General features: G+C 52.3%; 15 protein-coding genes. 8 read left to right on the top strand and 7 right to left on the bottom strand.

The annotated features are described in order from the left end of the window. Positions 1 to 261: 261 nt before the first annotated feature. Positions 262 to 948, bottom strand: coding sequence for a uracil phosphoribosyltransferase (gene upp, locus SH449x_RS08775; protein WP_482380961.1), 687 nt, complete (start codon positions 946 to 948; stop codon positions 262 to 264). A gap of 276 nt (positions 949 to 1,224) precedes the next feature. Between upp and SH449x_RS08770 the strand changes: the two genes are divergently transcribed. Next, a complete protein-coding gene (locus SH449x_RS08770) occupies positions 1,225 to 2,832 on the top strand; it encodes a prenyltransferase/squalene oxidase repeat-containing protein (protein ID WP_482380960.1) in 1,608 nt (535 codons plus the stop codon). A gap of 92 nt (positions 2,833 to 2,924) precedes the next feature. Here the strand turns inward: SH449x_RS08770 and SH449x_RS08765 are convergent, their stop codons facing one another. Then, entirely contained in the window at positions 2,925 to 3,608 is a 684-nt protein-coding gene (locus tag SH449x_RS08765) for a transcription termination/antitermination NusG family protein (RefSeq protein WP_482380959.1), read from the bottom strand. 267 nt (positions 3,609 to 3,875) lie between these two features. On the opposite strand from SH449x_RS08765, the gene SH449x_RS08760 reads away from it, so the two are divergent. Continuing rightward, on the top strand, positions 3,876 to 4,982 hold the full coding sequence (locus tag SH449x_RS08760) for a hypothetical protein (RefSeq protein WP_482380958.1): 1,107 nt from the start codon (positions 3,876 to 3,878) through the stop codon (positions 4,980 to 4,982). A 12-nt stretch (positions 4,983 to 4,994) separates the two neighbouring features. Here SH449x_RS08760 and SH449x_RS08755 read toward each other — a convergent pair whose 3' ends face one another. Continuing rightward, positions 4,995 to 5,738 carry a hypothetical protein gene (locus SH449x_RS08755; RefSeq protein WP_482380957.1) on the bottom strand — a complete coding sequence of 248 codons (744 nt, stop codon included), beginning with the start codon at positions 5,736 to 5,738 and terminating at the stop codon, positions 4,995 to 4,997. Positions 5,739 to 5,906: 168 nt separating this feature from the next. Between SH449x_RS08755 and pyrH the strand changes: the two genes are divergently transcribed. After that, on the top strand, positions 5,907 to 6,692 hold the full coding sequence (gene pyrH, locus SH449x_RS08750) for a UMP kinase (RefSeq protein ID WP_482380956.1): 786 nt from the start codon (positions 5,907 to 5,909) through the stop codon (positions 6,690 to 6,692). A gap of 61 nt (positions 6,693 to 6,753) precedes the next feature. Then, complete coding sequence (gene frr, locus SH449x_RS08745) at positions 6,754 to 7,314, top strand: ribosome recycling factor (RefSeq protein WP_482380955.1); 561 nt, start codon at positions 6,754 to 6,756, stop codon at positions 7,312 to 7,314. Between the two features lie 240 nt (positions 7,315 to 7,554). Here the strand turns inward: frr and SH449x_RS08740 are convergent, their stop codons facing one another. Next, a complete protein-coding gene (locus tag SH449x_RS08740; protein ID WP_482380954.1) occupies positions 7,555 to 8,043 on the bottom strand; it encodes a hypothetical protein in 489 nt (162 codons plus the stop codon). Between the two features lie 211 nt (positions 8,044 to 8,254). Between SH449x_RS08740 and SH449x_RS08735 the strand changes: the two genes are divergently transcribed. Together SH449x_RS08735 and SH449x_RS08730 are read left to right on the top strand one after the other, a co-directional pair. After that, positions 8,255 to 10,345 carry a hypothetical protein gene (locus SH449x_RS08735; RefSeq protein WP_482380953.1) on the top strand — a complete coding sequence of 697 codons (2,091 nt, stop codon included), beginning with the start codon at positions 8,255 to 8,257 and terminating at the stop codon, positions 10,343 to 10,345. Further along, a complete protein-coding gene (locus SH449x_RS08730; protein WP_482380952.1) occupies positions 10,345 to 12,141 on the top strand; it encodes a hypothetical protein in 1,797 nt (598 codons plus the stop codon). Before SH449x_RS08735 ends, SH449x_RS08730 begins: the two co-directional genes overlap by 1 nt. 22 nt (positions 12,142 to 12,163) lie before the next feature. On the opposite strand, the gene SH449x_RS08725 is transcribed toward SH449x_RS08730, so the two are convergent. Further along, positions 12,164 to 14,914, bottom strand: a complete 2,751-nt coding sequence (locus SH449x_RS08725; RefSeq protein WP_482380951.1) for a cation-translocating P-type ATPase — start codon at positions 14,912 to 14,914, stop codon at positions 12,164 to 12,166. A gap of 946 nt (positions 14,915 to 15,860) precedes the next feature. Next, positions 15,861 to 16,268 carry a hypothetical protein gene (locus SH449x_RS08720; RefSeq protein ID WP_482380950.1) on the bottom strand — a complete coding sequence of 136 codons (408 nt, stop codon included), beginning with the start codon at positions 16,266 to 16,268 and terminating at the stop codon, positions 15,861 to 15,863. A gap of 116 nt (positions 16,269 to 16,384) precedes the next feature. Here SH449x_RS08720 and SH449x_RS08715 point away from each other — a divergent pair, with 116 nt between their 5' ends. Then, a complete protein-coding gene (locus SH449x_RS08715) occupies positions 16,385 to 18,808 on the top strand; it encodes a PVC-type heme-binding CxxCH protein (RefSeq protein ID WP_482380949.1) in 2,424 nt (807 codons plus the stop codon). 48 nt (positions 18,809 to 18,856) lie between these two features. On the opposite strand, the gene SH449x_RS08710 is transcribed toward SH449x_RS08715, so the two are convergent. Continuing rightward, positions 18,857 to 19,423, bottom strand: a complete 567-nt coding sequence (locus SH449x_RS08710; protein ID WP_482380948.1) for an RNA polymerase sigma factor — start codon at positions 19,421 to 19,423, stop codon at positions 18,857 to 18,859. Between the two features lie 308 nt (positions 19,424 to 19,731). Between SH449x_RS08710 and trhO the strand changes: the two genes are divergently transcribed. Continuing rightward, positions 19,732 to 21,558 (top strand): oxygen-dependent tRNA uridine(34) hydroxylase TrhO, encoded by a 1,827-nt coding sequence (gene trhO, locus SH449x_RS08705; protein ID WP_482380947.1) that lies wholly within the window; start codon positions 19,732 to 19,734, stop codon positions 21,556 to 21,558. Positions 21,559 to 22,026 lie beyond the last annotated feature (468 nt).

Genomic DNA, 22,026 nt, shown 5'->3' with positions numbered 1-22,026 from the left:
CGGAAGCAATTTCCGGAATGAGCGCGAGCTCAGAGAAAGTCTTAATCACAAAAACCTTTTTCAGACAAACAAACAAGACGCGGGGATCGCAAGACTCAAAAATCCCGCGTTCGGCCTAAAAGCCGAAGGGCTTTAGCCCGAGACGGACAAAACGGAGGAGCTGCCTCCGGTGTGTAGCCTCTTCTGGAGTCGGCTACTACCTAACGCATTAATTTAATTGAGATCACACGAATTTATAAGTGGCAATCTGCGCGGTTTAACTCATGAATGCCGGGTGTTGAACATTCGATCTCCAGCATCGCCGAGCCCTGGAACAATAAATTTCTTGTCGTTCAGGACCGGGTCAACTGTGGCGACAAAAACGGAAACGTCGGGATGTTCCGTGTGCAAGGCGGCGATTCCATCCTCCGAAGCGATGACACTCAAAACACGAATATCGGGTACACCCCACCGTTTCAGAGCGGCGATAGCCACGCGGATGCTGCCACCTGTCGCGAGCATCGGATCGAGAACGATTCCAACATCGGCCGGATCGTCCTTGGGAAGCTTGCAATAGTATTCGACAGGCAGCGCGGTGGTTTCGTCCCGATACATCCCCAAATGCCAGACCTCGGCATCCGGCAAGAGTTGGAGAATTGGGTCGACCAGCCCAAGCCCGGCACGCAAAATCGGGACAATTGATATCCTCTGCGAGAGTTTTTGGCCAACTGTCTCCTCAATGGGTGTCTGGATCCGGCATTCTTTGAGTGTTAAATCTCGAGTCGCCTCCGCCACCAGGAGCATCGAAATCAGGTGGATTTGCACTCGAAACAACTGAGGTGGCGTATTTCTATCCCTTAGGATCGATAAGTGATGGTGGGCTAGAGGATGGTTTAACTCGACTCGTTTTCGCATGATGATTTTTGATGCGGCGCCAGGATTTCGAACGCTGAGGAATACCGCGCTCATTCATGGCTAAGAAGGGATAATTCGAGGCTAAGTATGGAGACCAATGAGTCAGGACGCAATTGGTTCGAGATGAAGCGATCGGAAAATAGGTTGTCCTGAGTACAATATCGGGTCGAAAACGGTTACTATAAGAAGGGTCGACAGAATTCGCAGCAACCCTTTTTTGCGACGTTGCGATCCACAAAGCCGGCCCTAAAGGTGCTCAGGTCGCCCTCGTGTCCAGGCCTTTTGCGTTCCTTGTTCGAAATAGCATTTTTCCGCTTTCAAGAGACTTCCATGGCGACAAGCAATCGACCGGTGCAATCGATAGACCAGAATGTCGATGCTTCGATTGCAGGGAAGTTCGCTGTTCAGCCGGCAACTTACGAATCCTTGCACCAGCAGGAACTGAGTGAGATTCTGACTCGAGGCTCTGAGGGTAGAGGACGAGGCTTTCTCAAGACGATGCCAAGCTGGTTGATCAGCATGCTCGTTCACACGGCAGCTATTCTGACTCTGGCAGCGGTTCATTTAGAGCCGATCCAAAAGGAGATCAGGCTGATGCTGACCTCCTCGGATGCCCTCGATTCGTCCGACTCCTTGGATGTTGCGGAATCGGTCGCGATGTCGAGCGAGAGCCTCGAGCCGGTCGAGGCAGAATCCCCAGCCCCGGCTGCGGTCTCCGAAACGACGTTGCCCGACACCTCGTCCTTGGCGATTCCTGAGATTGCGGTCACGGCACCCGCTATAAGTCTGCCAAGTGTGACGCAGAGTCTTGCCCCAACCAGTGGACTTTCGGTTAGTGCTAATGACGCGATCAAGGCCGCCATGACAGGTCGGTCGCGAGAAGCCAAGCGGGATCTATTGAAAAAGTTTGGTGGCAGCGATGCGACCGAGAAAGCTGTGGCGATGGCTCTCAAATGGTTAGCGGATCGACAGAATAAGCAAACCGGCGCCTGGTCCTTGGCCCACGGCCCCGACAATCCCGGCCGACGAGTGCAAAGCGTCAATGCCGCTACCGGATTGGCTCTGATGTGTTTTCTTGGGGCCGGGCAAACTCATCTCGAGGGTGAATACAAAGAAACGGTTTTCGGTGGTTTGAGCTTCTTGATAAGAAACATAAAACCACATGGCGGGCAGCTCGGTTGGTATGTGGGAGGGGCCGGCCAAGGTCCCGATGATATGTACTCGCACGGGATTGCAACCATCGCGTTGTGCGAAGCCTACGGGATGACGAGAGATTTAGCACTGCTAGAAGCCGCTCAGGCCGGAATCAACTTTCTCACCTATGCGCAGAATCCAGAAACCGGGGGATGGCATTACAGTCCTAAAGGGCGAGGGGACACATCCATTGTTGGTTGGCAGATGATGGCTCTCAAGAGCGCAGCCATGGCTGGGATACCGGTGGACCTTAACGTCGTTCGCAAGGCCAATTTCTTTTTGGATCAAATGGCATGGGATGGAGGCACCGCTTATCACTACGATTTTAATTCGGTGAATTCGCGGGCTGGCTACAACCCGAGCTGCACTGCATGTGCTTTGCTTTGTCGCATGTACTCAGGGCTCCCAAAGGATAACGAGGCCTTTAAGGCGATCGTTGCCAAGTTTGACAAATCTGGACCGAGCGCCTCAAATACTTATTACAACTACTATGCTACCCAAGTTATGAAGCAGGTGGGGGGAGAGCAATGGGATCGATGGAACGAAAAAATGCGAGACCAACTTTTGGGCATGCAAGTTCAATCCGGTCCCTCGACGGGAAGTTGGTATTGGGAGGACGGACACAGTACGAGCGAGGGAGGGCGGTTCTACACGACTTGTATGGCAACCATGATCCTCGAGGTCTACTACCGTTACCTGCCCATTTATGCTGAGCAAAAGGACGAAGATAATTTCCAGCTGTGAGTTGTGGGGGGCTAGCTTTTTCTAGCTGAACATACCAGAAGGGTTCTGCGATCAGTGCCAGAGCAAAGCTTCATTCGGAGTCGGCAATAAATCTAGATTGCCTCGAGCTGGCAGTCGTCCAGTGCGACACTGGCGCCTCGTCCCATGTAACGGACAGCGATCAGCAGTCTCACTTGATTCTCGCGTCGGATGATGACCCCCTCGAACCCTTTAAAGACCCCCGACTTTACGCGAACTTTTTGGCCGGGTTGCAACCTGAGTTCTGGGGCGAGCGGTGCGTCGGTCAGAATCAGGTTATGAATCTGCCTGAGATCGGTTATCAATTCTGCTGGGTTGATGACGGGCATCCAGCGGCTAACGCTGCCTGTGCAAACAGCCGTATATCGCTGTATCTCCGTTCCATGGAGGAAAACGTAGTTGGGAAAGAGTGGTTCAATACTCAGACGCAACTTACCGCTGGGCGAACGAAACCTGCGGGAAATCATCGGGCCATAGAACGGAATCTGCGACTCATAAAGCTGCCGCATCAGTTTCTTCTCAAAGCGGGGCTTCGTATAGATGGCGAACCACTTCACCAAGTCGTAGTCGTCGGCTTCGACTGTGGAGATGCTATTAGAGGCTACAAGCTCCTGGGCCCCCGCTTCCTGGGGGCTATGCTCCGAGAAGGAGTCTATGGCGGCTTGGCTTTCCTCGGTGGAAATGCTACCCAACCCCTCGCAGGCAACGTCGAGGAGGTTGTCTGGCCATATACAAGGTTCAGCTTTTAGGTACGGCATTTTATTTCTTCGATCAGCAGTAGCGGGGCAGAATTGGGAATTCGGGTAATCCTCTAATCCAGTTAATCGGAGGTTTGGGCAAACATCTACTTCAATCCTACGCAAAAAGGGTAATCGATTCGAGGGTCTCCTCGAGAATGCTGTCAATCGTCGATCTTGCTTCATTTTAATTCTCTTTAGTATAGATGGCACAATCCCGATAATCGAAAGAGACGCCCCATGGTCGGGCTCAAGGAGATCGAGATGGTTCCGCGTTCCGAATGGATCATGCAAATTTCATTTCTGACGTTCTCTCAGCTTGTCGGCTTTGTTTTCGCCTCCACCTTGGTGGCATGCGCAGAGGGTTTGCCTGCTATCGAAACGCTTCGCGAACGGCTTGGGTCGCCGATCTATGAATCGCGAGACATGGGGCGTTCTTATGAAGACCTGCAGTTTGTCTCTCGAGATAGCGAGGCCACGCAGGTCGGACGCTTGGTGCAGATCGACGGTGTTGGCTCTCAAGGTGAGTCGAATGGGCTTTTCACAAACCTAGGCAAAGAAACCGAGGATCTGGAGATCCCTTCCCTCTTCGAGGGCTCCCTGGCTCGCGTCCGTCTACCAAAAATTCGTCCCTCCGAGCATTTTCGTTACACCAACTACCGATCCGGTGAAAATCTTTTCGGGGTCATTCCAGATAAGGGGGATCGGTTTGGGATGACTACGCTGGAGTCCTCGCCCTACATGGCAAGCGGCTATGGTGGGGGCATAAACCTTGGTTATGCATTTCATTTCCTCTCGGGACCGCAACAGATCGACTTGCCATCGCGACTCTATCAGTTCTCCATGGGCTACCAAAATCGGGGCAGGCTGTCCGAGTTCATTTCCTACGACGGCGCAGCGACCGTCACAGTGAACAGTGATTTTGAAGGAAGTGCCAGAGAAGGGGTCTTCTTTCCTGGACACCTTGTAGGGATGCTGCACGCAACTCCCGAGGTCGACTGGGTTTTGGGAATAGATTACCTGCACCGAGATGACATAAAGCTATTGCCAGTCGTCGGCCTAAGCTACCACAGCGACTTGATGCCCAATGCGCGGCTGGATTTGGTATTTCCTCGTCCCAAGGTGCAGTTCGCATTGCCTAGCGGGCGGATGTTCTATGTTGCGGGGCGTCTTGGCGGGGGCACTTGGGATTTTGAGTTGCCCGGCGGTGCGGAGGATGTTGTAACGTATCGCGACTATCGGGTATTGCTGGGGCTAGCCCGAGGGGCCGGCAAGTTCGGTATTCGATCGATTGAAGTCGGCTATCTGTTTGGTCGCAAGTTATCGTTGCGAGAAACAGGCGACTCTATGCGAATGTCCGATGCACTGGCCATTCAGTTTGTGACACTCAAGTAACCTTGGATTCGCCTAGCGGTAGAGTTGATCGAGGTTGACTTTTCCGGGCTTTGGTTTGGCCTCAGAGCTAGATAGCGGTTCCGCAAGTTCGGCACCGCACAGCAAAGCCAGAATAAAAGTTACCCCGAAATAGAGAACGTAGTGCATCAGACTTTGAGCAAATTCGAGTTCCAATGAAGCCAGCGAGCCAGCAGTTCCTATGCCTACCATGACTACAAGAAAGGCTGCGAAGGAAAGCCCGCTCACGGTGGCCAGCGTATTGTTCCCAAAGTAGTAGGCCAGAAACCAATAGAGCCCCCAAGTGACTGCAAAAATTGCTGAGCAAGCAGCAAGTCGAATGTAAAGCTCATTGCCCATGTAGCCGCCCAGTTCGTCATCCCGCAAAAAGCGGTAGCCGACCCATGACAAGGGATAGGATAGGGCGATAGCTCCGAGGGCCAAAATCGGTACCGGGGGAGTATCAATCGCAAATCGCACGACCAAGGCCAATGCGATCGAGGCCACGGTGACGCCTGCTGCGATTCCGATTTGGAGCCCTGTGAGCTTTAGTTCTGTCCGTTTGATCGGTTTGAGAACGGAAACCCCTTTGGAATCCTTGGGGCCGACGGCTTCCGGGGCGTGAATTACGACTTCCTGAGATTTATCGGGAACGACGATCTCTTTCTTGCACTTCGGGCATGGCCCTTTTTTGCCTGCGTATTTGTCGCTTACGGTAAATCGCGCCAGGCAGCCTGGACAGGTAACTTGTATAGCCATCGAGTCAAATTCTGCGTCGAGAGAATCTTAGGAAAAGTGCATTCTAGACAAAAAATACCATTTGAGCGAAACGGACATTCTTTAATTTTTGTTCCCGTGTTGTAATGTACACTTTCAGAGGGGATACTCCTGCGTACCCTCCATTCGATCCCTTTTTCGTGGACCCAAATGACAGCTGACCTTAGCGATTCCAGTCGACCGTTTTATCGGAGAGTTATCCTCAAGCTGAGCGGAGAGAGTTTAGCTCATGCGGGGGAGCGTGGGATCAGCATGGACGAGGTGACCGCGATTGCCGAACAAATCAAGAGCGCACACTCAAAAGGCTGCCAAATTGCCGTTGTAGTAGGTGGGGGTAATATATTGCGCGGAGCTCAGTTCAAGGGCTCTAGTGGCGAGATGATTCAGGAAGCCACCGCACATTACATGGGAATGTTAGCCACGGTGATCAACGCGTTGGCTCTGCAAGACGCTCTCGAGAACATTGGTTGTGCGACTCGGGTGATGTCCGCCATTAAAATGGACGGAGTCGCGGAGTCCTTTATCCGTCGTCGTGCCATTCGCCACCTAGAAAAAGGGCGGATCGTCATCTTGGCGGCCGGCACTGGTGCTCCTTTCGTTACAACCGATACTTGCGCGGCGAATCGCGGCCTCGAACTGGATGCGGACATTGTGCTAAAGGCCACCAGGGTGGATGGTGTTTATAGTGACGATCCAGAAAAGAATCCGCACGCGGTTTTGTACCGTGAACTGGATTACGACACCGTCATTGAGAAGAATTTGAAGGTCATGGATTCCACAGCGATCGCGCAATGCCGTACGCACAAGCTTCCGATACTTGTTTTCAATTTCAAAAAGGAAGGCAACATTGTCAAAGCGGTGAGCGGCCAGAAGGTGGGGACTCGCATCAGTCCGCGCAGCGACAGCGGTGAGCGGATTCTGATCAACGCCACATGATTCATTGCAACTCGATTCATTGCAACTTGATACTTACTTACTCGAACGGGAGAATTGGAAAATGTCCGTAGAAGACGTACTGTTGGATTCAGAAGAGCGAATGGAGAAGGCCCTCGGAGTTCTTAAAAACAACTTGGCTGGCATACGAACGGGTCGGGCGACCCCTGGTCTGTTGGACTCCGTTAAGGTAACCGTATACGGATCAGCGACTCCGCTAAAGCAACTCGCAAGCGTTGGTGCTCCAGAGCCTCAGCAACTCGTTATTCGTCCTTTTGATTCGAGCACGATCAAAGATATTGAGAAGGCGATTGTGGCGAGCGAACTGGGACTGAATCCTCAGAATGACGGCCGCATTATTCGAATCAACATCCCAGCGTTGAGCACTGACGTTCGCAAGAAACTGGTCGCTCGCATCAAGGAGTTAGCGGAAGAGACACGTGTCTCGATCCGCAACGTGCGACGAGACGCCAACAAAGCAGTGGAAACAGCCGAAAAGGAAAAGCTCATCAGCGAGGACGATCGCGATAAGGCAAAAGAAGAGATCCAGGAGATGACCAAAAAGTATGAAAACTCCGTTGGTGAACTGGCAAAGAACCGCGAAGCAGACGTCATGAACGAGTAGAGCCAACGCATTCAAGCTTTATGAGCTGAGGATCGAATAGCGCTATTCATTATCCAATGCGTTGGGCTTAACGCTTTGGAGAGGGATTAGCAGAACACGTGAACAATGCGAGCCGATCGCACCCTTGAAACGGGTCCGTGACGTCTATCAATCGGCTTTAACCCTCACACGATGGATAAGATGCTGTGAGTTAATGGCTGGCACCAAACTGTTCACCCCAAACTGTTCTTCTCGGGAAGCTTATTCCGAAACTGGTTGCATCCAATCGGTAGGAGTTGATTCGTTAGGCGGGTCGATTCGAAACTCGCTTACCCCCCTCGCGCCTGTGTGGATTTGAGCAAATACAATCACATGCTTGATGGGGCGATTTCCAACCGGGAATCGGACACTACCATTTCGCGAGATAAAAGATTCCAGCGGAACGGATACCTCCGATTCCGCTTCTACCACCATACCACCCAAATTGTAGAACTGCTCGTTCAACCCAACCGAAAGCTTTTTCCAAGCTTTCTCTGATGTGTTCCGAATCGTAATGCACGGTACTAGCCGCTCACCCAATTTCTCCGAATTCACCCACTGCGTCCCAAATTTAATCTCCACCGGAAGGGGCGGCTCTCCCAGGTATTTCGACCGAGAATAAAGAAAGACTCCAAAACCAACCGGACCCAACACTAAAAATAGCATGAGAAACGTTAATGGAAGTGGCTTAACCGTCAGTTTCTGAGTCATGCGAGATCCGTGATTTTTCGATACACTTGGGACACTGCTCCTTCACCGACTGGAAAGATAGGGATTAACAGGCGTGTCGCCAAGTCAAAATCGAGCTCCAAAAATTGCTAGCGACCTCCAAACTCTCCAAGAATGGCTGATGGGAGGCTCGGAGGGTCGGTGTATCGTGTCCATTTCCCAGCAACATGACTCGTCCTCAAAACCAACACAAATGCTTGGAATTGTTGATGCGCTCCGATTGCTCGACCGAACCGATTCCGCGCTGGCTGACTCTCTCTCTGCGTCGGTGGCAGACTCCTTGCTACTGTGCCAGGCTCCTAACGCTCCTATCCTGGCCATTCTCGGGTTGCTGAATGCTGGCAAAAGCTCGCTCGTCTCCACCTTTCTACATGAATCGAATCGGGCTAGGGTTTTGATCGGTTCCTCCAATCAACAAGGGACCCATCGCTTTGTGCTCTGGCTACCGGAATGTTGGAAGTCGATCTCGCTCATTTGGGGCAGCATTCAAGCTCGGCTCAACACGGTGTTCAATGCACCGCTCGAATTGTTGGACGCGGATCCGCAAACCGCTTGGTCCCAGTACAATGCTATGGATACACGTGCCATCAAGAATGGGGATGGGACGACAAAGAGTTACTCCGCCATGCAATCCCCGCTGGTCGGGTTCGACCCGTTGCTGGACCGATGGGGGATCGCGCTGATGGATTGTCCCGATATCCAAACGGGACTTCTGCCTAGTTTGGATATGGCAGTCACTCGGGATCGGCTGGCTGACTATGTCGAATCGGTAGCTCAAACGCGATTGCAACTTTTAGCCAAGGTTTCACCCTTCTGCTCTTCGTTCGTGATCGTGCTCCCCGCGAATGCGATGCACGATGAGAAAGTGAGCAAGCTGATTCGACTCCTCAAGGAACAGATGCCCGGCACGCCACAAATTGCAGCCGTTAATCGCGTTCCTAGACGATACAGTACAGAGGAAATTCGATCCGAGATTAACAAACTATACGGAAGCGAAGAACTGTCACGAGTCTACATGGCCTACAACTTTGACGGCCCGCTTGACCGCGAGCGGATTCCCGAGGGGCCAGACGCGTTATCCTTGCCGCAGTTCTTTCGCATTGACCGAACACCAGTTGCACAACCTCCGCAGCCGATTCCCGACGAACACTGGCTACTGAACATTGGTTCGCAACTCGATAAGTCTCAACTCCTCGATGGCTCGATCGATTCCCACTTGTCAAGAATCGAAGCCGATATGCGCGAGGCGGTCCAAGCGATTAAGGCTCGAGTAGAGCTGATCACGAAGAAGAGAATCGCTATGAGGCAAACTTTGTCGCAGGCCTGTTTGGAGTTTTCTCGCGATCCTAATCCACCTTATGCATTGCGATTGCAAGCTTCGAAACAAATCGTTGCACAGATCTCACAATCGCTAGAGCGAACCGCACCATGGTGGGCTACCCCTGGTCGTTGGGTGGCGAGGATCGGTGAGTTCGGTAAAGAAAAAGTAGCCAATGTGTCGCAATGGCTACGATTCCCCGAATGGATATCCGGTAAGACAGCTGGACTAGTACAATATATTCGGGGCCGTTGGGCTGCGGGGGATGAGGCGAGGATCGTCACGGCTGAGTTGTTCTTGAAAACGTTGGCTCGCATCGATCGGTCGGGCGTTTGGGGATTAGATGACGTTGCGGATGCTAACTCCGAGCAGAGAAAAACTGAACTGCTTCAATCTATTCAGCGGGGAATCCATCGCTTTCAGTCCGAGAGTGAGACCTCCATCATTGTTCAAGAACTCGACCAATTCACAGCCAAGATTTGGAACAACATGCCTTGGAAGCGTCGAGTTGTGACCGGTCTGGCACCTGCGGCGGTCCTTTTCGCGCCGCTCGTTGCTGTGATCGCTTTGCCATTCGATTTTGGGGGCTCGAGCGTCCTGGTCTTTGCGTCGTTGCAAGAGTTACTCGGTGCTGGATTGGCGGGACTAGGTATGGCTCTTATTAATGGTGACTCTGTCCCCAGGGTGGCTGAATCCGAAGCGGCTTGGCAACAGTACGGGGATTTGGTCGCGGTGCTGTGCGACGAAGTGGGGATGGAACGGCCTGGCGAGCTTCATCCCGTGACAGTCGACATGGATTCCGAAAAACGAGAAGTACCAGCCAGCAGTATCGCTCGCCTCACCCGTGACTCTGCGAGTAGCCACAGCAGCCACTCTGCGGATCTTAGCCTGTCATCTGTGGCATTCCATGACGCGGCTGCGAAAGAAATTCAAACGCTCCTTACCTCGTTACGAAACACTCGATAATGCATTCGTCCACGTACTTAGCGATTAGAATCGAAGAAGCTTCCTTGGCGTTGATCGGACGCGGTGTCGTGCACGACCAGATCTCGGAGCTGTGTGCTCACTTTCGAACGCAATGCGATGCGATTATGAATTCGCGGGGCTCCGATTTGCCCAGCATCGCGATTGTCGGTGCAAAAGGGCAGGGCAAGACATGGATCGCTCGCCAATTCCTTAAGAGTGCTGGCGTCGCAGCTCTCTTACCGAGCGGTGTACTGTCAAGCGAAGCGACGACGAAGATGTACTGGGTTGGGCCTAACGTCCCCGAGGGACTCGATAACAACAAAGAGGTCTATCTCCCTTGTCAGTCCGATTCGATGCTTACGCTCGGTCAGCACTATATGTTGCTCGATACGCCAGGGATCACCGACGACGATCGCGACGCGGCGAAAATTGCGAAGGAGGCGATGTCGCTATCCCCGATCAAGCTATTAGTCGTGCGACGGGATCAATTGCGAGGCGCTATCATCGGCAGTTTGGCTCTCTTTACGGAGGGAGCGATATGTGTCCCCATCGTGAATTGTGTACCGACATTCGAGGTTGTGGATTGGAACTCCGAGGTCGATCCGGTCGCGAGAGAGTTGCTGGCAAAGGATCTGGAAACCTTTCAGTTGTCTCTGCGACGGTTGGCTCCTGAAACGCGATTTTTGGCTCCTATTTTGGTAGAAGATTGGGAATCCACGGGGAATGAGTCACGAGCCGGCAGGCGGTTGCAAACGGAGATCTATTCTCGATTAGCCAATGAGTCGCTAGAGTCTCTAGCGGCCACACGTGCCAATCGTATCGCAGCGGCGGAGCAGCGGCTCAGGGCCAAGGTTTCCGCTGTACTGCACTCCCAGATTCCAACACTTGCTCAAGCCATGCGTCGGCTTCAATCGGAGGCGGAATCGGTGCCAGGCCAAGCTCTCGAGGCGGTGCTCGGATCGCCGACCATTTTGCAGGCTGCCATTCGGTCACGCATGCGAGCACACTTCGTAACCGAAACCGGATCGATTTGGTTTCCTTATCGAACGATCGTTAGCATTTTGGGGGTGACGAGTGGTGCTTGGGATCGATTGCTTCTCTCGTTCGCAGGGAGTGTCCCATCGATCTTTGGAACATTTCTGGCCTGGGCTAAGAATGTGCGAGCAGCCAACGATGCTCATCGCGAGTTGAACGAGGGGATTCGGCAACGCATCGAACAGCAGTTGCAGGATAGACTGGAGCCTGCTCAAGCCGCGTTTTATCGAAGCGTGAGTCGTTTGGGGGGAGAGAAAGGAATTTCAAAAGAGCATCCCGAGCACACGCGTCTCCGGTTGACGGGAATTGAGGAGCTGCAATCACAAGCGCGCTCCACATTTGAATGGTGCGTCGATCGCGCTCAGCCATCACGTTGGAGTTTGCAGATCGCTGGTTTGATCGGTAGCTTACTATTTTGGGGGCTGTTGTTGGGACCCGTGTTTGCAGTTTATAAGCACTATCTTTTCGCTAGCGCTGAGGCCCTCACGTTAAAGTCGACGAACCCAAGCCTAGAGTCCTTTCACTTGAACCCATCGCTACTGTTCACTAGCTTGTTATTGTCACTCTTTCCATTGTTGATCTATAGCATGATCGCGTTCAGTTTGTTTCAGCGATCCAGTAAGGTAAAACGCATCTCGCAACAGGTGATTTCCGAAGAGCATAAGCTGCTCGAGAGTTTGAAACAAAGCGGGGTCATTCGATTGTATTTCGACGACCCCTTGCTCGATCATGCTGAGTTTCTGGTCAATCTAAACTCGTAGAGCCATTCTCAAAAATGGCTTACTATTCGTGGAAAGCTTCCTTGAACGTGTCACCCTGGAGTAGGTATCCGACAAGGTACTTTTCGATTTCCACGATCACGAATATCGCGATGGCATAGAGCACGATAAAGGCCCAGATGTCAGGTCCGAGTGGTGCGGTGTGGAAGATCTTATTCATGATTGGGATATAGGTGAACGCTAACTGTAGAAACGCCATCGTGATCGCCCCATAAATTGCAGCCATGTTCGTGAACCAGCCGAGAGAAAAGCAGCTTCGAACGAGAGATCGGCAATTGAACAAGTACGCGATTTCTCCGAAGACGAAGATATTGGCCGCTGCCGTTTGTGCTTCCGCAAGAGAGGTACCAACATAGGCGTGGAGCCATTGAAAGACTCCGAACGAACCAAACAGGAGCAACAAACTGACGAACAGCAGTCGTTTGACCAAGTTTTGGCTGAGTATGGAGGAGTTAGGCTTTCTTGGTGGACGAGACATCACGGTTTTTTCGCGAGGTTCAAACGCCAACATCAGTCCCAGCAGGACGGCGGTCGTCATATTGATCCATAGAATTTGTACAGGGGCAATGGGCAGCGCAGAATTGATAAGGATCGCCAAGAGCACCACCATACCTTCGCCGACGTTGGTCGGAAGGGTCCAGACTATGAACTTGGTAAGGTTGTCGAAGACGCCCCGTCCCTCTTCGACTGCGGCTTCGATCGAAGCAAAATTGTCGTCCGTGAGAATGATATCGGCAGCCTCTCGTGCGACATCCGTTCCACTTTTGCCCATAGCGATACCAATATCTGCCTGCTTGAGAGCCGGCGCATCGTTAACGCCGTCACCGGTCATGGCGACCACGTGCCCCCAGGTTTGAAGGGATCGCACGATTCGCAATTTGTGTTCGGGGGACACGCGTGCAAACACGGCGATGTCGTTTACCTTTTTATTTAGGTCTTCATCCTTGATTTCCTCTAGTTCAGCACCAGTCATGGTTGCCATAGCATGCTTCTTGTGCCCTAACAAACCTAATTGATCTGCGATGGCGGACGCCGTCTTGACGTGGTCACCCGTAATCATTTTTACGTGTATACCCGCACCGTGACATTGATCGATAGCCGTTATAGCTTCGTCGCGAGGCGGGTCGAGCATGGCTTGTAGGCCAAGAAATACGAGCCCGGATTCGACCTCTTTATGATTGATGCCATCGGTGGAGGAAGGAAATTCTTTACACGCGAAAGCTAGAACGCGAAGCCCGTCAGCGGCCATGCGTTCTACCTGTTGAAGCAGCAGTTCCCGATCGAGCGGAACTGCCTCTCCTCGATCGTTCATAACGGAGTTGCAGCGTTTTAGAATCGCCTCTACGGCCCCCTTCATGTATGCGACGCGTCCCTCTTTCTCCTTTATGGAATGAAGAGTTGCCATATACTGGTGCTCGGATTCAAACGGAATGGAATCGAGTCGCGGGTAGGATTCAAATAACGTGGTTTCATGCAAACCTGATTTGGTCGAAGCGACAATTAACGCTCCTTCAGTCGGATCTCCCTGAACAGACCAATCTCCGTCTGCCTCAAACAGCTGGGAGTCATTGCATAACGAACCGGACTTTAGGCATTCCGCAAAGGCACTATTTGAGCCTACCAGTTGCTCAGCAGGCGCGTCCTGGCCGTCGAGTTGAAACCCGCCTTCAGGACTGTATCCTGTTCCTGTTAGGGAATATGCTTTCCCACCCGAGTATATCTCCTTAACGGTCATTTGATTTTGCGTTAAGGTTCCTGTTTTGTCAGAACAGATCACGGTGGTACTGCCTAATGTCTCGACAGCAGGAAGCTTGCGGATGATGGCTTTTCTTTTGGCCATACGTGTTACGCCGATAGCAAGCATGATTGTGATCGCTGCTGGTAGCCCCTCGGGGATGGCTGCAACCGCTAGCGCGACGGCGGCAATAAACGAGTCTACCACCGGTTTGCCTCTCCACAACTCGATCGCAATACAGGCCGCTGCGAATCCGAGAATAATGACGAGGAGAACATGGCTGAACTTAGCGATCGCCTTGGTAAGAGGCGTTTGTATGTCGTCTGCGCTCGCAATAAGTTTCGAAATTCTCCCAACTTCGGTGCGGTCACCTGTTTCTACAACAATACCGTAGGCTTGTCCGTATGTAACCAGGGTGGATGCAAAGGTTAGATTGGTCCGATCGGCCAAGGTTGTGTCTTGAGGTAGGTCCCGGATCGATTTTTGTACAGGCACCGACTCGCCAGTAAGGGAAGCTTCGGCCACTTGAAGATCTCGGCATTGAAACAGTCGCATATCGGCGGGAACCTTGTCCCCAGACTGTAACCAGACTAGATCGCCAGGAACAATCTCGGAGGAAGCGACCCGAACTTTGGCGTTGTTGCGAACAACGGTCGACTCCGTTACCAGGGTTTTGCCAAGCGCGTCGATGGCTTTTAGCGCGTTACCTTCTTGAATAAATCCCACCACAGCATTGATGAACACGACGCCAAAAATGACCGCCGCGTCGATCCATTCCCCCAGAGCGGCCGTTACGACTGTAGCTGCTAACAAGATGTAGAGCAGTGGCTGATGAAACTGAAGTAGAAAACGCTTGATGGGGCCGTTCTGCTTCTTCCCGGTTAGCACGTTGTATCCATACTGGCCCAATCGGTTTTTGGCTTCTTCGGACGTCAAGCCTTCCGTCTTGTTCGCACTCAGTTTGTGCAAAACTGACTCAAGTGGCTCACTGTGCCAAAAAACTGTATCTCTAGGGCTCATGGTCTCTCTTATTCCTTGGGGAGCATTGCTGAGAAGGTCTCAGGTTGTAATCTAAATGCCCTCCGACACGCAAGTTAGGTGCCAAGGAGTTAAAGAAAATGATGGGTGGTTCGGAACGCTCGCGGATTCTAAACGCACCATCGAGAGCTGTACGGGGTGACGGGCAATGTTATGCGGCCCCGTGGTCGCCTGCGACGAATGGGTGCACGAGCGACCGGGGGAGTTAGTTGATCGGATTGAAGGATGGACATACTGGATTGGAGATCCAATCATGCGAAACGCCATCTTCATCCTCCCTCGAGGGAGAGTCGAGCGTAGCTCGGAGAGGGTGAAGGGCACAGCGATGCATTAAAGGCTTCGACGAGTCAGCGATTATAAAGCCCCATACCCTCGTGATCGTTCCTCCACTCGACCCTCCCGAATTTCTCGGGAGGGTGAATAAGGCGGCAACTAACGCTGCAAGATTGTTGGTTCACGAGCCAAGAATTCGAGTCGATCAGTGAGCTCGAAGTTGGCGAAAAGATCACCTGCCCACAACTGGAGTGTTTATGCACTCGTGTAAGCAGCTTTGAACTGATCGAGAACGCCTCCATCCCGACCTCGTGTCGGTGGAGCGATGACTAACAGGCTAGCAACGGATCCCCCAATATGTCCCTCCCCCTTCCCTTCTGTCTCGCTGCAAGCGAGACAGAAGGGAAGGGGGAGGGAGAACGTCTTGGCTAGCTTGTCAGTCGTGCTTCCAATGAGATGAACTCAGTGGAGAGCAACTGACCGAATTCTGTGCAGCAATGTGCTCGAAAGTGGTATCTCATGGCTTGCTTGAGCCCCGATTGGGACAATAGAAAACCCAAAAACCCATTGGAAATCCGGCATACGAAAGGATTGGCTTTCCTTCAAACTTCGAACTTCACCCTTCAAACTTCTTCCGCCGCTTTGGGCGGGGGGATTACTGACTGGTGTTATCTCTTATTCTGTGAACGTGGTCATAGCGGTGATGGAGTACTGTTGGTTGCGATGGTAATGTTGGATCGTACCGCCGGTTCCCGCTGCCTTGCGCACGGCGTTCATCGAAGTAGCTCGTGCCTGCTGAAGTGAACCCGTAACCGCTCATCGTTCCGCCAATGGTCTCGGATGTTTCGCTGTTATTAACGTCGCAATTATAACCTTGGGACCCGATGGATGTACCGGTTTTTCCGTAAGAAATTCCCGTTAACAGATTGTCGGTGGAATAGGTTCTCGATTCTGTGACCCCGTTATCCAGGGTTTCTCCGGTGAGCCGACGGACATCGTCACTCCAATGCTTACTGGCTCGATAGCGGAGCAATTTTATTTGCTCGTTGATAAGGCAGGCCATTTGAATTTCTAGAAGACCTTGCTTGCCGTTGCGGTGGACTCATTTCCTAAAGCCCTATGGTGTATACTGAAGGACTGAATTCGTAAGAGCCCCGCTTTGCAACCATTATCCCAGCCATGAAAATCACCCATCTCCCTATCTTGGTTCTATGCTGCCTCCTATGGCAGGGCGTCTTCGATTTCTCAACGCAAGCAACTTGTGCTGATCCCCCACGCTCTCTCATCGATGGATGGAAAATCGAGCCGGTTCGGACCGAACCCGATTTGGTGACACCCGTCGGTTGTTGCTTTGACGATCAAGGGAGACTTTACGTCATCGAAAGCCACACGCACTTTCCTCCTGACGACTATGCCGGCCCAAAATCAGATCGTATCTATCGTTTTACCGACTCCAATGGTGACGGCAAACTCGATGAGCAGAAGCTATTTTACGAGGGGGGAGTCGCCACGATGGGGATCGCTTTCCACCAAGGTGAACTTTATGTCGTCTCTCGTTCAAAGCTTATCAAGCTGCGGGATCAGAACAACGACGGTAGAGCAGACAGTGTCGACGACATCTTGATTCTGGAAACCGAGGCAAACTATCCTCACAACGGATTGTCGGCTATCGTGGTTGGGCCTGATAGTAAACTTTACATCGGACAGGGAGAGAACTTCGGTGCAACGTATCGTCTAGTTGGTAAGCAGTGTGAGCAAAGTGGAAGTGGTGAAGGTGGCAATATCTTTTGTTGCAACCCGGATGGTAGCGAGCTTAGACGTTTCGCGACCGGCTTATGGAATCCCTTCGGGCTCTGCTTTGATGCTCGCGGCGATCTTTGGACGGTCGACAACGATCCTGACTCTCGCCCTCCTTGTCGATTGATTCGAGTCTTGGAAGGTGGTGACTACGGCTTTCAATTTCGCTTTGGTCGGGCTGGCACGAATCCTCTTATCGCTTGGAACGGAGAACTGCCGGGCACGCTCGGTATGGAAGCAGGGACTGGCGAGGCTCCTTGTGCGATCCTGCCGTATCGAGGCTCATTGCTGGTTACCAGCTGGGGAGAGAATCGGCTCGAAGTCTTTGCCAACGATAATCCGCTGGATCCAGCGCAGATCACGTTGCAGGTTGCCATACAAGGGGACACGTTGTTCCGACCTGTTGGATTAGCAACTGCACCCGACGGTTCATTTCTTATGACCGATTGGGTTGATCGCAGCTATTCGGTTCATTCGAAGGGACGTTTGTGGAAAGTTACCCCTCCAGGAGGCCCTGCATCGCCCCAAGCCGCATCGGACGTCGCTATCGATGCAGCACCTCCTCGCAGTCCGGCATGGGACGCGAAAGAAAAAGTTCAAACGCGAATCGTCGCGTTATCGCGCAAGGCTGACTTGTTTCGTATGCCAACTCCCGGTAGCCCGATGGAAATGATGGAGTGGCTGCAGGCATGCCGCTGGCGAGAGTGGGCTGAGCCGACGGTTGATCATTCGGCAACGCGACGCAACAGGCTGCAAGCGGCCATCGCCTTGCCAGACTCGAGCGTACGACGAATGGCGATTCGCTTCTCCGCGGAGACCGAGGATCGTGGGTTTCTGGATGGTTTGATTAGCAATTTGGATCGAACCGATCTTGAAGAATGGGAGTTTTCGGAGACCGTTGCTGCGATTTCATTTTTGGAGAGCTTGAGTGAGCCAGGTAAAGAGGTGTCCCTTCGCATTGCTCGTGTGGCAGCTGCGATCGAATCACCGAATTCCTCAGATGGTATCAAGGCGATGGCGATTCGCTTTCTTCCCGCCAATGCGGATAAACCAAGCACGTCTCGTCTATCGGAGCTTGTACGGACAGCATCTAACGGAGAGGTTCAAACGCAAGCGGTCCTGTTATTAACCACTAGACGCACCGAAGACTCGACGAAGAGCCTGTTAAATATCGCACAGAATAGCAAACTTAGTGAGAGTGTCCGGGCTCTTGCGGTCGCTGGCTTAAGTGCGCGCAGGCGTGACATCGAGGCCGCATGGAAAGGGTTAGGAGAGTCTGTGCAGGCTTCTCCAGACGTTCATGCAGAATGGGATCGCGTTATGAATGCAGTGCCGGTTACCCCTGGTTTACCAGCACCCGAGGATTTCGATGCTTGGTGGTCTGCGGTCGGGAGTGGAGGAGACTCTCAAGCCGGGCAGCGTGTCTTTCTACGCAGTGTTTGCGCGACCTGTCATGCCTATGCCGGACGAGGTTCTTCATTGGGCCCGGATCTTGCCACGTTGAAGGGGACTACAACGCGCAAGAAGATTTTGGAATCGATCCTCTATCCGGCTCGCGAGATCGGGCCGCTGTATCTGCCTTGGAAAATTCTCACGACGGATGGTAGATCACTGGTTGGGGTGAAGCTGAATGCCGGTGGCGTTGGGACGAATCTTCGCTATTTAGCAGCGGACGGCTCAACGTTTGAGTTGTCTTTGGACGAGATCGAGGTTCAGGAGCCTAGTACAACATCCATCATGCCGGAGGATGCGTACAAGAGCCTGACGCTCGCAGAACTACGTGATCTTCTATCGCTTTTGGAGTGAAAATGACGGCGTGAGATTCTGGGGCGAGGTGCAATCGCTCCAAAACGATCATTGATCAGGATTCCAGTCGGGAAACTTCTCTAGCTGTGCCTTGAGAGCGAATCGAGCTCGATTAAGCCGAGATCGCACGGTACCAATCGAAATATCGAGCACCTCGGCGATATCCTCGTAGGACATGTCCTCCATCTCACGCAAAACGAGAATGGCTTTGTGATCCTCCGTGAGGAGTGCGAGGGCTCGGTGAACTAGCTCGACATCTTCGCTTCGGCGCATGCGAACATCGGGGCCTTCCGTCGTTGCGGTTGGCTCTTGGCCTGCGTTCTCGCGATGTTCCTCGAGTGATGCTAGGCCACGCCGTTTTCGACGTCTGGCGAGTGCGTAGTTAAACGCGATTCGATAAAGCCAGGTAAAGAACCGGCTGTGGCGTTGGAACGTGTCCAGTTTAAGGTACGCCTGGATAAAGGCCTCTTGAACCACATCCTCCGCCTCTTCGGTTGACCCGACGACGCTGATCATGGCGGTGTAGAGTCTATCTTGATACCGGCGCACGAGGACTTCAAACGATTCACCGTTTCCCTCTAGAGCCAGTTCAATTAGTTCATCTTCGTCGTTCAAGTGTCAGCAATCCCGGGAGTTACAACTGCGTCTGCGTGTCTAGGGGCACAGTTGGCAAATGAAGATAGCACCCGATTGAGCAAGCCTAAAGGGGGTATCAAAAATGGACGTGGTCCAGCCGGGAAATAGCATCAATTGGAGCGATTGTGCCGATTAACGGGTTTTTCCCTTTTTTGGATGGAGCAGACTACGGTTCTAACCCTCCATTTCCGCTACCGTTTCACTGTTTTGTGAGTTTTGGGTAAAATCTCGGGTTGTTCAACTGATTCTTTTGCCTCTCCCTCAATTTACTCGTGTTTCCCACCTGAATGCCAACCATTGTCAACATCGCGGCGTATCGCTATTTTCCCTTTGATTCTCTGGAGGAGAGGCGGACCAAGTTGCGTACCTTGGCCAACGAACTCAGGTTGCGTGGCACGGTCCTGATCAGCCTCGAGGGAATCAACATGTTCATTGCAGGCGAGCGTGCTTCGATCGATGAGTTTTTGAGTTACATCAAAAGCTCTCATTCAGAACTTAACAATCTGGAGGTCAAGGAAAGCCTGACCGACTATCAGCCCTTTCAGCGTATGGTCGTAAAGATCAAGCGGGAGATCGTGCCGGTCGGAGTCGGAGGTGTGCTCGAGGTGGAAACCGCTCGCGGAGCCATCCGTGTCGAGCCCAAACCCAACGCGACTCCCAAGCTGAAACCGCAGGAGCTGAAAGCCTGGCTCGATTCGGGCAAGGAAGTGACATTGATCGATACGCGAAACGACTACGAAACCGATTTGGGTACGTTTAAGAACGCCATCGATTTCCGGCTCAAGACGTTTCGCGATTTTCCCAAAGCTGCCGCCGAACTCCCCGAAGACGTCCGGAGTAAACCAGTCGTGATGTTTTGCACCGGTGGGATCCGCTGTGAAAAGATTGGTCCTTACATGGAAGGGCTCGGATTCGAAAACATGTATCAACTCGAGGGGGGGATTCTCAAGTACTTTGAAGAGTGCGAACAGGCACATTACGACGGCGATTGCTTTGTGTTTGATCAGCGAGTTGCCGTCAACGCCGGCTTGAAGCCGTCCGGCTACGCCGAATGTTTTGCTTGCCGACATTCTTTAACTGAGGAAGATGTCAAATCTCCCAAGTATGTTGTGGCAAAGTCTTGTCCTTATTGCTACCAAGATCCAGACATCTCGCGACGACAACGCCAAGATGTCATCCTTAAAATCGCAAAACAGCAGCTGGGAACCATTCCTTACGAGAACAAGCGTTGGGTCTCGATTCCTCGTCGATTTGCAGGACTGCCACTTTTGGATGCCCTCGACGGTGCCATTCCCGGTTACGGCCGCGAAGCTTGGGAATCTGCGATTCACGCGGGCTTAATCCAAGATCCACGTCGAGAACTAGCACCCGTCGATCCGCAGCATATTACGAAAGAGGGGGACCGATTTCTGCAATTGATGCCCAACACGACAGAGCCTGAGGTTTCATCCGAAATCGAGTTGATCTACGAAGACGAGGCGGTCATTGTTGTAAACAAAGGTGCACCACTCCCGGTCCATCCCTCGGGCCGATTCAACAAGAATACGTTGATCGCTATTCTCGAACAAGCCTACGCACCGGAGATATTGAGGCCATGTCATCGACTGGACGCGAACACGACCGGCTTGACTATACTTGCACGACGGCACCAAGACTCCCTCAAGATTCAAACGCAATTTTCCGAAGGCAAGGTTAGCAAGACCTACCTAGTCGCTGTGGAAGGAGTTGTTCCTTGGGATTCCATGGTTTGCGAGGAGGCGATCAGCCAAGAAAGTTTGCCCAATGGTGGTCGTAAAATCGATACGGAAGGGGCGGTGTCCAAGACGGAGTTTCGGGTTTGGAAACGACAAGAGGCTTGTACGATTCTGGAGGCCACGCCGCTGACGGGACGAACCCATCAGATCCGTCTCCACACTGCTTATCTGGGGCATCCCGTCGTGAACGACCCACTCTATTTAGCTGGTGGTGAGAGCAGGGAATTGCCTGACCAAGAGCTCGCAAAAGTACCGATTGGCCTACACTGTTGGAAGATGTCGCTACGACATCCTCGAACACAGGACATCGTCAACTGGGTTGCGCAACCTTCAAATCTCTTCGGGGTTGAGCCAGGGTAAACCTTCACACAATCTGGTGTTGCTAAACAAATAGTTTAAGTAAAAGTTGAGGTTTAGATTGAAATCTACGCATTACCTGTGCAGAGGACAGTAGTGAAGTGGTCCCCTGAATCCGATACTATCTTGGCTGGCTATTTCTGAAAGAACATACGTTCGATTCATTAGGATTTGCTCCGCGATTCCAGCGAATCCATCAGTTCTGAAAAAATGACGGTTCCCAAGCCAGGAGCATTAGGGAACGTATGCTACCGCACCATGCATGCCACCCGATGCCTCGATCAGTATTTCGGAGGTATCGGTCGAGTACGGGAAATGGCATGCCCTCAAATCCATACTGCGATCGCAAATGGCAGCGGGCCTCTCGCTCAGGTCCAAGCAACCAAGGCTCTGATTTGTAGCAAAATCACTAATGCTATGTCCATGTGCAGATTTTTAGAAAAATTTCGGTCACAACTCCGGGACGCTTGG

The sequence above is a fragment of the Brakhagea baltica genome (genome assembly GCF_052161605.1).
GTDB lineage: Bacteria > Planctomycetota > Planctomycetia > Pirellulales > Pirellulaceae > JBKCUI01.
This window is presented reverse-complemented; position numbering and strand designations above follow the sequence as displayed.